This window comes from Pseudomonas caricapapayae, assembly GCF_001400735.1.
GTDB lineage: Bacteria > Pseudomonadota > Gammaproteobacteria > Pseudomonadales > Pseudomonadaceae > Aquipseudomonas > Aquipseudomonas caricapapayae.
Window position 1 is genome coordinate 23,101 of sequence record NZ_LJPW01000158.1, and the last position, 13,604, is coordinate 36,704.

A 13,604-nucleotide genomic window follows, 5' to 3' on the forward strand; every position below is an offset into this window, starting at 1 on the left:
CAGTTGCAGTATTGGGCGAATGGGTTGAGCCGTATTGGCAATGGGTCCACTTTAACCAGCGCAAGATCGGATGAAAACCGATAAGATCGCTGCAACCTGTCAGGAAAACTCACAGATCATGAGCCGCGACCTCCCTCCGCTCAATGCCTTGCGCGCCTTCGAAAGCACTGCTCGTCTTGGCGGTGTCAGTCAGGCCGCCGAACAGCTGAACGTGACACATGGCGCTGTCAGTCGCCAACTGAAAGTGCTCGAAGAGCACCTGGGCGTCAGCCTGTTCAGCAAGGACGGCCGAGGCTTGAAACTCACAGATGCAGGCATTCGATTGCGCGATGTCAGTAGCGAAGCCTTCGACCGTCTGCGAGGTGTGTGTGTCGAGCTGAGCAAAGGCAGCGCAGATGCGCCGTTTGTGCTGGGTTGTTCCGGCAGTCTGCTGGCGCGCTGGTTTATTCCACGTTTGAGTCGCCTGAATGCCGAGTTGCCGGACCTGCGTCTGCACCTGTCCGCGGGCGAAGGCGATCTTGACCCGCGTCGGCCCGGCCTGGATGCATTGCTGGTATTCGCCGAGCCACCGTGGCCTGCAGACATGCAGGTATTCGAACTGGCAAGCGAGCGGATCGGACCTGTATTGAGTCCGCGGTTCGCTGGGTTCGGACGCCTGCACGATGCACCGGCCGCGGCCCTGCTTGAGGAATCATTGCTGCAAACCACCTCTCGTCCGCAAGCCTGGCCAAGCTGGGCACAGCAAAACGGCATTGATCCGCGGTCATTGCATTACGGGCAGGGTTTCGAGCATTTGTATTATTTGCTGGAGGCGGCTGTAGCAGGCCTGGGCATTGCGATTGCGCCGGAGCCATTGGTCATTGATGACCTTAAAGCCGGTCGCCTGGCTGCGCCGTGGGGTTTCAGCGAAACCCCGGCGCAGCTGGCGCTCTGGGTGCCCAGACGCGCGGCCGATGGACGGGCGCAGCAGCTTGCTCAGTGGTTGAAAAATGAGCTGAAGCGGCCTGGGGACCCGATCAGAATCTGATCAGTTGCCGCGCTTGAACAGCATGTACGCAGCGATCAGGCCAATGGCACCTACCGCAACGCCAGCGGTGGTCCAAGGGTGTTCCTGAGCGTAGTCGCGGGTAGCCAGTGCGTTTTCGCGGGTTTTTTCTTTAACGTCTTCGTAGACATCGCTGAGCAGGCTGCGCGAATGGCTCAGTGCGCTTTCAGCGTTGGCTTTCAGATTTTTCAATGTCTTGCGCGACTCGTCGGTAGCGTCGGCTTTCAGGCCCTCGAGGGACTTCAGGAGGCTCTCGATTTCAGCTTCCATACTCTGCAACGAGGCTTTGCGAAGTGACGTAGTAGCCATGGTGTTTCTCCTGCAATGATGAGTGGGCGTGTTGTTTCCGACTCCGGGCTTTTTGGAAAGTGCGATGGGATTTTTGCAAAGCGCTGAACTTTTGCGCGCGTTCTCCTGACAGAAGCAGGGAGCGCGGTCTATATCGCGTCTTTTCCAGACCTTCAGGAGAACTGCCATGACCGATCATCACACGTACAAAAAAGTTGAAATCGTAGGCTCTTCCACCACCACCATCGAAGACGCCATCAATAACGCACTGGCCGAAGCCAGCAAAAGCCTTGATCTTATGGAATGGTTTGAAGTGACTGAAACCCGCGGCCATATTGAAAACGGCAAGGTTGCGCACTTCCAGGTCACCTTGAAAGTCGGCTTCCGCATTACCAACAGCTGATGGCCCTCTGAACCTTTTGGCTGGCCGATTGCCATAACCTGCGCTACACACACAGATATGGCCACACGGTTGATGTGTGGGCGTGGGAATTTAATGGGCGCCTGTTCCGATGGCGTCTTCATTTGGCCGGACGAGAGGGATTACCCATGAAGAAGTTTTTGTTGGCTGTAGGCTTGCTCAGCGTTGCAGGCACTGCCCTCGCGGCAGGCAAGCCATGTGAAGAGTTGAAAAGTGAAATCGACGCCAGACTCCAGGCGAAGGGCGTAACGTCCTACACGCTGGAAGTGGTCGAGAAAGGCAGCGCGGCCGACAAGCAAGTCGTCGGCACCTGCGAAGGCGGGACCAAGGTAATCGTTTACCAGCGCGGTTGATTGCCAATCGGGCCTGACCCTGGTCAGTTTGCCCGGTTAATCCCGTTTGCAGGGTTCACGAGCAGAATCGCCCCGGACTGTCATCCAGTCCGGGGCGATTCTGTTTTTGGCGGGGTATTTTGCGCTTCGACAAACCGCTTAACCGTGTGCGACCTGCGCCAGGATCTCGTAAGACCGCAGACGATCCTCGTGCTCGTACATGTCGCACGTGAAGATCAGCTCATCGGCGTCGGTCTGTTCAAGCAACACGTCCAGCTTGGCGCGGATCTTGTCAGGGCCGCCGACCATCGCCAGTCCCAGAAAGCTTGCCACTGCTTCACGCTCGTGCGGCAGCCACAGCCCGTCCATCGATTCTACGGGTGGGCGCTGCATAAGGCTGTGCCCGCGCATCAGCGCCAGAATGCGCTGATACACAGACGTTGCCAGGTATTCGGCATGTTCGTCAGTGTCTGCCGCCGACAGCGGGACGCCGAGCATCACATACGGCTTGTCGAGCACAGCCGATGGCTGGAAGTGATTGCGGTACACGCGAATCGCCTCATGCATGTAGCGCGGAGCAAAGTGCGATGCGAAGGCATACGGCAAGCCACGCATGCCCGCCAGCTGTGCGCTGAACAGACTCGATCCCAATAGCCAGACAGGCACATTGGTGTCCGAGCCTGGCACAGCGATCACTTTTTGATCAGGTGTGCGTGGCCCCAGGTATTCCATCAGCTCGGTGACGTCGTCCGGGAAATCCTCGGCACTACCGGAACGCTCACGACGCAAGGCGCGTGCGGTCATCTGATCGGACCCCGGCGCACGGCCCAGGCCCAGATCGATCCGGCCGGGATAAAGACTGGCCAGCGTGCCGAACTGCTCGGCAACCACCAGCGGTGCATGGTTGGGCAGCATGATACCGCCTGCACCGACGCGAATGGTCGACGTGCCCCCGGCCAGATACGCCAGCAATACCGATGTCGCCGAACTGGCGATACCGTCCATGTTGTGATGTTCAGCCACCCAGAAGCGGTTGTAGCCCAGTTTCTCGACATGCCGGGCGAGGCTGAGCGAGTTGCGCAGGGATTCGGCGGGACCTTTGTCATGGCGCACGGGCACCAGATCAAGGGTAGAAATTTTTACATCTGTCAGACGTTTCATAGGCCGGGGTAGCTCCTCGAATTGTGATGGGCTGGCTGCTGGAGCTGCCCACGATGAAACAGCAGTGCGGGCGCAAGCATGGCTTTTCAATGGGGTGCGCAGAAAAACCTACTTAAACGCTCGGTCTTTCCGACGGTTGAACTTTCCAGAGCCGACGATCCTCAGAACCTTGTAACAGCATTGATCCAAATTCATTCCAAAAGGAGCCACCATGAGCATCGTCAAGAAAGCATCCGCCCACTGGGAAGGTGATCTGAAAAGCGGTATCGGCAGCATCTCCACGGAAACCGGAGTGTTGCGTGAAGCGCCTTACGGCTTTAAAGCGCGCTTTGAAGGCGGCAAGGGCACTAGTCCTGAAGAATTGATCGGCGCAGCCCACGCAGGCTGTTTCTCGATGGCATTGTCCATGATTCTGGGCGGTGCAGGCCTGACTGCTGAAAGCATCGATACTCAGGCTGAGGTGTCGCTGGATCAGGTAGAAGGCGGTTTCGCGATCAGCGCTGTGCATTTGACCCTCAAGGCTAAAGTGCCAGGCGCGACCCAAGAGAAGTTCGACGAACTGACCAAGCAGGCCAAAGAAGGCTGCCCGGTTTCGAAAGTGTTGAACGCCAAGATCACTCTGGACGCTACATTGCTGAGCTGATTCACGGCCAGCCTTGCGGGAGCGCCTTGTGCGCTCCTGTTTCTGCTGTATAAAGCTGGCTTGCTTCATCGGTCATGCGCTCATTGACGCATGGTTTGATTTTGATCAGGAGTCGAGCATGAAACGTTTAATTCTGGCAGTGACCTGCACGTTGCTGGCCACCAGCGCCCTGGCGGCACCGAAGTCCTGTGAAGAGCTCAAGGATGAAATCGAAGCCAAGATCCAGGCCAACAACGTCACATCCTACACGCTGGAAATCGTCAGCAACGAAGAGGCCACGGACCCGAACATGGTTGTCGGCAGCTGCGACAACGGCACGAAAAAAATCATCTACCAGCGTAACGATCGCTGATCAGATGCAATGCACCCCGCCCTCTTCTTCCTCTTCGGCCACCACGTTGCGCTGTGCATCGTACAGCCAGGCATCCACACTGTTCGCCAGTGAGCGTACCTCCAGCACATAGTGCTGCCCGGCAGTGAAGTGGTCGTAACGAACACTGACGTAACAGGTGATCTCGGTATATTCGTCACCGATCATCCCCATCCCGCCTGACCGGTACTCATAGTCATAACGCACCTGCAACTCGTGGCTGCCCGGCGTTACCTGAAAATAACGTCCGTCGTAGGTGTTCTTGCCATCCAGCTTGTCCGCCATGATCAGTTGGCCGGTGGTAGTGCGCATGTCGACCCACGCCATGTCCGGGTTGACTGCAGGCAAGGGACCGGCGCATCCGGAGAGAGCTGTCAGGGCTAATGCGGTAATCGGGGCTGTGATGCGCATTTTGGCGGTTCCGGGATGTGTGAGTTGATGTAAGGCGGCAGGCTTACCCTGCCATAAGCGTGACAGGCATCTGAAGACACTTCGACTGAAAATTAGCGTTCGCGAGCAAGCTCGCACACAAAGAGGGCATTTCAAAGTGCGTGTGAATCGGCTTCATGCGTTGGCACCTTTGCGTGCAGCTATATAAACCCGCTTGAATAGTCAGTCGCGAATTTTGATTTCTACAGTCAATTGATAGAATAATTTTATTGAGGCTCTATAAAATTTTCTTGATTCCTGATTGTCGATTGTGCATTTTTATTAAGTGCCTTGTGACCTCAACGCATGTGTCAAGGAATAGACAGCTTTTGTTGATGGCAGAACCTGTCTCAATCAAAAAAACATTAGGGATGTGAAAAATGTGGAGTAAACGGGGTGAAAAAAGCGAGTCGCTAGTTACCAACCTGGCGGGAACGTTGAATGATCAGCCATGGAATGACTATTCTTTCGGCTTGGGAATCAATGCCGAAAGTGGTGCGTTTGCTGTACAAGCAGTTAGCCCCATTACACCAGAACCTGGTAGGGCAAAAAATACCGTTCAGAAGTACGAAGTGATTGCGACCGCTGACGACTATAGTCGACTTTTCAAAGCGGAAGCTCAGGGCGAATACAATGTAGGTGCCGCCAGTGCATCGGCATCCGCGTCATATTTGTCCAATGTCACGTTCTCTGAAACCTCGTTGACGATATTGGCTTTCTATGACGTGACGGACGCGGATTATGCCTCGCTGAGTCCAGCGCCAGCCTTCACCCCTCAAGCCAGTGAGTTGGCAAGCTCGAACCCGGCTGGCTTTCGGGACACGTATGGCGATTACTTCGTTGCCACCGCGAAATTCGGCTCGCGCTTCGTGGCTACTTATACGTGCAGCACAACGACGACTGCTGCGCTGCAGACTTTCAAAGCAGCCGTTGCCGGTAAGAAAGACATACTAAGCGCGTCCGGGGCTGCGGAATTCGAGTCGCTGGCAAGCTCAAGCGATGTCCATGTGAAGGTGGCGGTCACCATGAACGGGACGTCAGGAAAAGCGCCTCCTGTCGGGGCTGACGCTAACAGCATTCCCACTATATTGACGTGGTTTACAGAAAACCTGCAGCCTGTTCCGCGTCGTGCCAGGCTGATTCATTATTCCCAGATCGATAACCGCATTCCCAATACGTTACCGCTAAACCCCGATAACTTTGCCAAGGTCAAGACCATTGCGTTTCAGCTGCGGGAACTGGAGTCACTCACGTCAGCCATTCCGGGCTATTACTCCACCCAGCCCTACAGCCTCACCCCGCCCGTTCAAGGCATCAATACTGTAGCGGACACGCAGCAATACTTAACGAATCAGTACAGCGCACGTATCGGCACGTTGCTTTACGAGCCTGACGCGGCAAGTCAGTTAAGTCAGCAAGTCTCTGAGCTGACCAGAAGCCTTCAACCTTCGCTCGCGTTGTTCTCTTTCTATCAGAGCCTGACGCTCTCACCGCCGAATGAGCCAGCGAGCGGTGTCTATTCGACGTCGGCCGGGATCAAATCCACCGAACTTACCAATGTTTCAATTCAGGAGGACAATCAGCATTTCAGCGCTGACTGGACAATCGGCCACCAAAGCCACACCTTCTCGTTCCCGTTCGACCCGTCTGAAGGGGGCGCTATTATTACCGGCTGGTACATTCAAAACGGCTGGAACAGTGAAACCAACGGCGACTGGAAGTCCAACGGTGCGATGATTGGGAAAACATCAGGGTCCTTGTACGTTGAAAGCAACTATGACCGAGGCTGCAACTGGAGTCTCCACGTTTATTACCTGCCCCGGTCCACATTCCCATGGCTGGCCAGAACAACGTCCTGATCCGACCCTTCACGGATAGCACTCCCCCAACCTGGCAGCCCGGGCGCACTCTCCTGGTGAGCGTGCGCCCGGGCTGACTTACTTTCCTCAGGCTCTGCTGTGCCCTCCGGTTCCAGCGTTCGCCGTAAGCGCTTCTTCATAAACCACACGTGCAACGCCCTGCTATCGGCGCAAGGCTCGATCTTGTCGAATTACCTTTTTAATCGGCGAATCTCGACAGTTGCACATCTCCCTGCCCGTCCGGCATAACATCACCCTGTCCAAATCACCAAAGCCCTCCCGCTCATGTCCACACTGACCGCCCCACGCCTTTGTCGCGTCATTTCACTGATGGCCGTTACGCTGCTCGCCGGCTGCGCCAGCGTTTCCTACTACGGTCAATTGGCTCAAGGACAGTGGCAATTGCTGCAGGCTCGCGAACCGGTGGCGAAGATCGTCGCTGACCCGAAGCGGGATGCCGGGTTGCGTGAGCATCTGGCCCGGTCACAGTTGGCGCGGACGTTTGCCAGTGAGCATTTGCATCTGCCGGATAACAAGAGTTACCGCCTGTATGCGGATCTGGGGCGGCCTTATGTGGTGTGGAATGTGTTTGCCACCGACGAGTTCTCATTGGAGCCGGTCACGCATTGTTTTCCGATTGCCGGGTGTGTCGCCTATCGCGGTTATTACAGCCCTGGCGGGGCGCGGGGTGAGGCGGCGTTGCAGCGCCAGGCTGGCAAGGATGTGTATCTGAGTGGTGTGGAAGCCTATTCGACGCTGGGCTGGTTCAATGATCCGATTCTCAGCTCCATGATGGGCTGGGGCGACGAGCGTCTGGCGACGCTGATTTTTCATGAGTTGGCACATCAGCGTTTTTATGTGAAGGACGACACGGAGTTCAACGAGTCCTACGCCAGTTTTGTCGAGCAGGAAGGCACGCGGCAGTGGCGTGCGGCGCGGGGGCTGCCTCCGGAGAGTGTTTCGCAGTCTGCGCGGCGTGACCGGTTTACCCGGTTGGTACTCGATACCCGGGAGCGACTCAAGGCGCTGTATCGTCAGCCGCTGTCTGCCGAAGTGATGCGCGCGCGCAAGGCTGAAGAGTTTGAGCGCATGCGCAGTGACTACCGAAAATTGCGCGATGAGCAATGGGCGGGCGACAAGCGCTTTGATGCCTGGATCAACAGCCCGATGAACAACGCCAAACTGCTGCCTTTTGGTCTTTATGATCAGTGGGTGCCAGCGTTTGCGGCGTTGTTCAGGCAGGTAAATGGCGATTGGGTGGCGTTTTTCAATGCTGTGGAGAGGTTGGGAGGGATGCCGGTTGAGGCGCGCAAGGCGGCGCTACAGCGGTTGATGCCCTGAGTGCGATTATCGTTACTACGCTCCGCGTGGTAATGCCTTTCTGGACGCTCTGCGTCCGGTCTTTAGTGAGCGGCGCTGTGCAGATTTGTGACGCAGAGCATCACGGATGCATTCCTGCGCGGGAACGTAGGAACGATAGTCAGGCCTTATCAAACCCCTCCGCCAGATGCTGATCCTTGAGCTTCACGTAGTTAGTGGCGCTGTACGGAAAAAAGGCGATTTCCTTTTCGGTCAGTGCCCGCGCCTGTTTGACCGGGCGGCCGACATACAAGAAACCGCTTTCCAGCACCTTGCCCGGCGGCACCAGGCTGCCTGCGCCAATGATCACTTCGTCTTCGACAATCGCGCCGTCCATGATGGTGGTACCCATGCCGACCAGGATGCGGTTGCCGAGGGTGCAGCCATGCAGCATGGCTTTGTGACCAATGGTCACCTCATCGCCAATCAGCAGCGGAAAACCGTCCGGGTTGAAGGGGCCGGCGTGGGTGATGTGCAGTACGCTGCCATCCTGCACGCTGGTGCGGGCGCCGATGCGGATGCGGTGCATGTCGCCGCGTACCACCGTCAGTGGCCAGACGGAGCTGTCGGCACCGATTTCCACGTCACCGATAACCACCGCTGAATGGTCGACAAAGGCCCGTTCGCCGAGGGCTGGGGTGTGCTCCTGAAACTTGCGAATGGCCACGATAGGCTCCTTCTTTGGCAGTGATAGGTGTGTAGAGCGGGTTTGGTTGCTGCGGTCGGCGTCGATTGTAATTAAGATGGCTGAGTGTTTCTTCAAGGCAAGGTGCAAAACCGTGAGCGCGAACAACCCTCTTCTGCAATCGTACGACCTGCCACCCTTTTCGGCGATTCGTGCCGAACATGTCAAACCTGCTATCGAACAGATCCTGGCGGATAACCGTGCCGCGATTGCCGACATCCTCGCCAAACAGGGTTCGACACCGACCTGGGCCGGGCTGGTACTGACCATGGACGAGCTGAACGACCGCCTGGGCGCTGCCTGGAGCCCGGTCAGCCACCTCAATGCGGTGTGCAACAGCTCCGAGCTGCGCGAAGCGTATGAATCCTGCCTGCCGGCATTGAGCGCCTACTCCACCGAGATGGGCCAGAACCGCGCGCTGTTTCAGGCCTATGAAGCCCTGGCCAATGGTCCTGAGGCCGCCAGTTTCGATGTTGGCCAGAAGACCATTCTGGAGCAATCGCTGCGTGACTTCCGCCTGTCCGGTATCGATCTGCCGCCAGAGCAGCAAAAGCGTTACGCCGAAGTGCAGAGCAAACTGTCGGAGCTGGGCAGCCAGTTTTCCAACCAGTTGCTTGACGCCACCCAGGCCTGGACCAAGCTGGTCGCCGATGAGTCCGCCCTCGCCGGCCTGACTGATTCTGCCAAACAGCAGATGGCTGCTGCCGCCAAGGCAAAGGATCTGGAAGGCTACCTGATTACGCTGGAATTCCCGAGCTACTACGCGGTGATGACCTACGCCGAAGACCGCGCACTGCGCGAAGAAGTCTATGCGGCGTACGCCACCCGCGCATCCGATCAAGGCCCGAACGCCGGCAAGAACGACAACACTCCGGTCATGGAGCAGATCCTCGATCTGCGTCAGGAGCTTGCGCAACTGCTCGGCTATGCAAACTTCGCCGAGCTGAGCCTGGCGACCAAGATGGCCGAGTCCAGCGATCAGGTGTTGAGTTTCCTGCGTGACCTGGCCAAGCGCAGCAAGCCGTTTGCCGCCCAGGACCTTGAGCAACTGAAGGCTTATGCTGCAGAACAGGGCTGCCCGGATCTGCAAAGCTGGGACAGCGGTTTCTATGGCGAAAAGCTGCGCGAACAGCGCTACAGCGTTTCTCAGGAAATCCTGCGCGCCTACTTCCCCATCGATAAGGTGCTGGGCGGTCTGTTCGCTATCGTCCAGCGCCTGTACGGCATCGAGATTGCCGAGCAGAAAGGTTTCGATACATGGCATCCGGACGTTCGCCTGTTCGAGATCAAGGAAAACGGCCAGCATGTGGGGCGTTTCTTCTTCGATCTGTATGCACGCGCCAACAAGCGTGGCGGTGCATGGATGGACGGCGCTCGTGATCGTCGTCGTACGGCTGAGGGCACGTTGCAAAGCCCGGTAGCCAACCTGGTGTGCAACTTCACACCGGCAGTCGCGGGCAAGCCTGCGCTGCTGACTCACGATGAAGTCACCACGCTGTTCCACGAGTTCGGTCATGGCCTGCATCACCTGCTGACTCGCGTCGAGCATGCCGGTGTTTCCGGTATCAATGGCGTGGCCTGGGACGCCGTCGAGTTGCCGAGCCAGTTCATGGAAAACTGGTGCTGGGAGCCCGAAGGTCTGGCGCTGATCTCCGGTCATTATGAAACCGGCGAGCCGCTGCCACAGGACCTGCTGGAGAAAATGCTCGCCGCCAAGAACTTCCAGTCCGGCCTGATGATGGTGCGTCAGCTGGAGTTCTCGCTGTTCGACTTTGTATTGCACGCCACCCACGGTGACGGGCGCAGCGTGCTGGATGTACTGGAAGGCATTCGTGACGAAGTGTCGGTGATGCGTCCGCCCGCCTACAACCGTTTCCCGAACAGCTTCGCGCACATCTTCGCAGGCGGTTACGCAGCCGGGTATTACAGCTACAAGTGGGCCGAAGTGCTGTCCGCCGATGCGTTCTCGAAATTCGAGGAAGACGGTGTGCTCAACGCTGAAACCGGCCGTGCCTTCCGCGAAGCCATTCTGGCCCGCGGTGGCTCACAGGCACCGATGGTGCTGTTCGTCGACTTCCGCGGACGCGAGCCGTCGATTGACGCACTCTTGCGTCACAGTGGCTTGAGTGAGGACGCGGCAGCATGACCGATACACCGGTAATCATTACCAGGAAACGCTTTATCGCCGGGGCCGTCTGCCCGGCGTGCAGCGAGCCTGACAAGCTGATGATGTGGAGCGAAAACGACGTACCGCACCGCGAGTGCGTGAGTTGCGGTTACAGCGATACGCTCAACGAGCAGGGTATTTCGATACCGAAGGAGTTGGGCACGCGGGTCAACAAGGTGGTGGTCAAACCGGCCGATCCCAAGGTTCAGGGTGTGCAGTTCTTCCCGAACCCGAAGTTGAAGAAGCCGGTTGATCCAGAGTGACATGATCGCTCTGTTTCATCGGCCTGTACGTTTCAAGAAAAAGGTTTGCTCATTCGAGCGAACCTTTTTTATTCGCCCTTGGCCGTGTAGCCACTTCAATAACGGTTCTACCATTCCGCCAACTCGGATACTTTTTTCCTGAACGCTAACGCCAGCGTATTTAAAACGTCTTCGTCCCTGCCCAGCTCTCCTTCTGTTATTTCGTATCGTCCATGGGGATAAAGTCTTACCAGGACATGTTCTTGCAGTTCGTCGTCCTCATAAAACTCAATGGCTATGACAGGATGGTTATGTCGCTCAGTGTCTTCAGCCCACAACCGTATCTCGTACTTGGCCATCACCCACCTCGTTCTCAGGTAAATGCGCCAGTACCCGGTTGCCGAGTTGGCGTTTCACTACACTAGGCCTGAAGAGAAAGTGCGTCTACTGACAGAAGTAACAGGTGGTTTTTTGTACAGGGTGGGAATGTAAGACGGCGAGTCTCAGCAATACTACCGGTGAAGCAAGGACAAGCGGTGGGCACCGCTTGTCCTTCGCAGGCCTAGCGTCAGCCTGCTGCCTGAAGTCTGCGCTTCTCGGCCAGACGACTTCTGCCATACAGCACTGCGATAGCGGTGAGAGCAATGGCCTGAGCTGCGAGTGAGTAAAGGTCAGCGTGGATACCCAGCCAATCGAACTCGAAGAACGGCACCGGCCTTGTGCCGAATATCCCCGCCTCTTGCAGCGCCTTGACGCCGTGACCGGCAAACACCACCGACAGAGCGCAGAGCAGCGCAGCGTTGATACCGAAGAACATTGACAGCGGCAGCTTCGCCGAGCCGCGCAGGATGACCCACGCCAGGCCTACCAACAGCACCAGTGCTGTGGCGCCACCTGCCAGCACGGCATCGTGTCCGGCGGGTCCTGCCTGCAACCATAGGGTTTCGTAGAACAGGATGACTTCGAACAGCTCGCGGTACACCGAGAAGAAAGCCAGTACCGCGAAGCCGAATCGGCCACCGCCGCCGACCAGGCTGCTTTTGACATAGTCCTGCCACGCGGCGGCATGGCGACGGTCGTGCATCCACACGCCAAGCCAGAGCACCATCACACTGGCGAACAGCGCGGTGGCACCTTCCAGCAACTCACGCTGCGCGCCGCTGACGTCGATCACATAGGCAGCGAGGGCCCAAGTGCCCAGTCCTGCCAGCAAGGCGAGCGCCCAGCCGATGTTGACGCTGCGCACCGCAGACTGCTGCCCGGTGTTGCGCAGAAACGCCAGAATCGCTGCCAGCACCAGAATGGCTTCGAGCCCTTCACGCAGCAGTATCAGCAGGCCCGAAATGTAGCTCAGCGACTGGCTGAGGCCGTCGCTGCCCAACAGCCCTGCCGATTCCTTGAGCTTGCCTTTCGCCGCTTCCAGCTTTTGTGCAACCTGCGCCAGTGGCAGGCTGTCCTGCAAGGACTGTCGGTAAGCCATCAGGCTCTTTTCAGTGTCCTTGCGCACGTTGGCGTCGACGTTATCCAGCGAACTTTCGACCAGCTCGAAACCTTCCAGATAGGCTGCCACCGACAAATCATAGGCCTGCTCGCGATCACCCGCTTTGTAGGCCGCCAGACTCTTGTCGAGCGTCACGCTGGTGTAATCGAGCAGTTGCGCCGGGCCGCGCTGCACCTGTGGCGGCTGTGCACGCTGGGCGCGGAAGGTCGCGCTGGCATCCGGCCCCTCTGCCGCCTGGACTTCGGCGGGTGTCTGGCGAGCCAGATCGGCGATGTTGAAGGTTTTGCCTGGATTGGCGACCGGCTGCGCACTGAAACTGGCGATGTAGGTCGCGATATCCCAGCGCTGGCGGTCGTCCAGCTGGTCGGCGAACGCGGGCATGTCGGTGCCGGAAATTCCCAGCCCGGTCGCGTTGTAGAGGTCGTAAAGGCTCAGGCGATCCAGCCGCGCCGTGTCACGCAGGTTCGAAGGCGGTGGCTCCAGACCGATACCTGCCGGACCGTCACCTGCCCCGCTATCGCCATGGCAGACCGAGCAATGCTGAGCGTACAAGGGCGCGCCACGGGCCGGGTCCGGGGTGATGGCCGGGGCCTGGCTGACTTCATAGGCCAGTGCGAGCCTGGCACTCAACTGCCGCGCCTGACGAGCGACCTGCACACCGTCGAGCCGATCCGTCACAGCGCTTTTCAGCTGCGATACGGCCTGCTCCAGATCAGCACGCTCCGCACGTTGCGGCAGGGCAAGCACGAGGCCTTGCAGCGCTGCGAGGTTGCCGATCTGCTGCTGATACTCGACGGTATTCACGACCTTGCCATCCGCCACGGTGGCCGGGTAGTCGGCACCCAGATAATCCAGCAGATGCAACGCCTGGGCTGCGCCCTCGACAGGTTCGGCCAGTGCGATGCAGCTGCACAGCGCCAGTAGCGGCACCAGCAGCCAGGCAAGAAAACGAGAGCGGACGGGCATTGCAGAATCTCGACAGGAATGCGATGCGGTGCATTGTTAACGCCGCACGAGCACTACTCAATAGTCGAGGTCCGTTTTTGTTACAGAATCTTACATTCAGCCTTACTAAGCTCCGAACAGGGCATGGCTCTGTTCG

The 13,604-nt window shown here is 57.9% G+C and carries 15 protein-coding genes; 9 read left to right on the plus strand and 6 right to left on the minus strand.

Going from position 1 to position 13,604, the window contains the following annotated elements; all coding sequences use genetic code 11:
* Positions 1 to 70: 70 nt before the first annotated feature.
* Complete coding sequence (locus ALO80_RS24325; protein WP_055010839.1) at positions 71 to 1,027, plus strand: LysR family transcriptional regulator; 957 nt, start codon at positions 71 to 73, stop codon at positions 1,025 to 1,027.
* Here the strand turns inward: ALO80_RS24325 and ALO80_RS24330 are convergent, their stop codons facing one another.
* Positions 1,028 to 1,354 carry a DUF883 family protein gene (locus ALO80_RS24330; protein WP_003318456.1) on the minus strand — a complete coding sequence of 109 codons (327 nt, stop codon included), beginning with the start codon at positions 1,352 to 1,354 and terminating at the stop codon, positions 1,028 to 1,030.
* Between the two features lie 166 nt (positions 1,355 to 1,520).
* Between ALO80_RS24330 and ALO80_RS24335 the strand changes: the two genes are divergently transcribed.
* The gene (locus ALO80_RS24335) at positions 1,521 to 1,736 is read left to right on the plus strand and encodes a dodecin (protein WP_002551350.1); all 216 of its coding nucleotides are present in this window, start codon (positions 1,521 to 1,523) and stop codon (positions 1,734 to 1,736) included.
* Between the two features lie 146 nt (positions 1,737 to 1,882).
* Positions 1,883 to 2,107 carry a DUF1161 domain-containing protein gene (locus ALO80_RS24340; protein WP_055010840.1) on the plus strand — a complete coding sequence of 75 codons (225 nt, stop codon included), beginning with the start codon at positions 1,883 to 1,885 and terminating at the stop codon, positions 2,105 to 2,107.
* A gap of 138 nt (positions 2,108 to 2,245) precedes the next feature.
* Here ALO80_RS24340 and ALO80_RS24345 read toward each other — a convergent pair whose 3' ends face one another.
* Positions 2,246 to 3,247 carry an LLM class flavin-dependent oxidoreductase gene (locus ALO80_RS24345; protein ID WP_055010841.1) on the minus strand — a complete coding sequence of 334 codons (1,002 nt, stop codon included), beginning with the start codon at positions 3,245 to 3,247 and terminating at the stop codon, positions 2,246 to 2,248.
* A 211-nt stretch (positions 3,248 to 3,458) separates the two neighbouring features.
* On the opposite strand from ALO80_RS24345, the gene ALO80_RS24350 reads away from it, so the two are divergent.
* Both ALO80_RS24350 and ALO80_RS24355 read left to right on the plus strand, forming a co-directional pair.
* Positions 3,459 to 3,890 carry an OsmC family protein gene (locus ALO80_RS24350; RefSeq protein ID WP_055010842.1) on the plus strand — a complete coding sequence of 144 codons (432 nt, stop codon included), beginning with the start codon at positions 3,459 to 3,461 and terminating at the stop codon, positions 3,888 to 3,890.
* 118 nt (positions 3,891 to 4,008) lie between these two features.
* The gene (locus ALO80_RS24355; protein WP_055010843.1) at positions 4,009 to 4,242 is read left to right on the plus strand and encodes a DUF1161 domain-containing protein; all 234 of its coding nucleotides are present in this window, start codon (positions 4,009 to 4,011) and stop codon (positions 4,240 to 4,242) included.
* On the opposite strand, the gene ALO80_RS24360 is transcribed toward ALO80_RS24355, so the two are convergent.
* Positions 4,243 to 4,671, minus strand: a complete 429-nt coding sequence (locus ALO80_RS24360; protein WP_083493396.1) for a PA0061/PA0062 family lipoprotein — start codon at positions 4,669 to 4,671, stop codon at positions 4,243 to 4,245. It lies immediately after the preceding gene.
* 398 nt (positions 4,672 to 5,069) lie between these two features.
* Between ALO80_RS24360 and ALO80_RS24365 the strand changes: the two genes are divergently transcribed.
* Positions 5,070 to 6,548 (plus strand): hypothetical protein, encoded by a 1,479-nt coding sequence (locus ALO80_RS24365; protein ID WP_055010844.1) that lies wholly within the window; start codon positions 5,070 to 5,072, stop codon positions 6,546 to 6,548.
* Between the two features lie 285 nt (positions 6,549 to 6,833).
* On the plus strand, positions 6,834 to 7,889 hold the full coding sequence (locus ALO80_RS24370) for an aminopeptidase (protein WP_055010845.1): 1,056 nt from the start codon (positions 6,834 to 6,836) through the stop codon (positions 7,887 to 7,889).
* A gap of 139 nt (positions 7,890 to 8,028) precedes the next feature.
* Here ALO80_RS24370 and ALO80_RS24375 read toward each other — a convergent pair whose 3' ends face one another.
* Positions 8,029 to 8,574, minus strand: coding sequence for a gamma carbonic anhydrase family protein (locus ALO80_RS24375; protein ID WP_055010846.1), 546 nt, complete (start codon positions 8,572 to 8,574; stop codon positions 8,029 to 8,031).
* A gap of 76 nt (positions 8,575 to 8,650) precedes the next feature.
* On the opposite strand from ALO80_RS24375, the gene prlC reads away from it, so the two are divergent.
* Complete coding sequence (prlC, locus tag ALO80_RS24380) at positions 8,651 to 10,738, plus strand: oligopeptidase A (protein WP_162491697.1); 2,088 nt, start codon at positions 8,651 to 8,653, stop codon at positions 10,736 to 10,738.
* Entirely contained in the window at positions 10,735 to 11,022 is a 288-nt protein-coding gene (locus ALO80_RS24385) for a YheV family putative zinc ribbon protein (protein WP_055010848.1), read from the plus strand. Before prlC ends, ALO80_RS24385 begins: the two co-directional genes overlap by 4 nt.
* Positions 11,023 to 11,129: 107 nt before the next feature.
* Here the strand turns inward: ALO80_RS24385 and ALO80_RS24390 are convergent, their stop codons facing one another.
* Both ALO80_RS24390 and ALO80_RS24395 read right to left on the minus strand, forming a co-directional pair.
* Complete coding sequence (locus ALO80_RS24390) at positions 11,130 to 11,360, minus strand: hypothetical protein (protein WP_055010849.1); 231 nt, start codon at positions 11,358 to 11,360, stop codon at positions 11,130 to 11,132.
* A 209-nt stretch (positions 11,361 to 11,569) separates the two neighbouring features.
* On the minus strand, positions 11,570 to 13,468 hold the full coding sequence (locus tag ALO80_RS24395) for a cytochrome c/FTR1 family iron permease (protein ID WP_055010850.1): 1,899 nt from the start codon (positions 13,466 to 13,468) through the stop codon (positions 11,570 to 11,572).
* Positions 13,469 to 13,604: the final 136 nt, after the last annotated feature.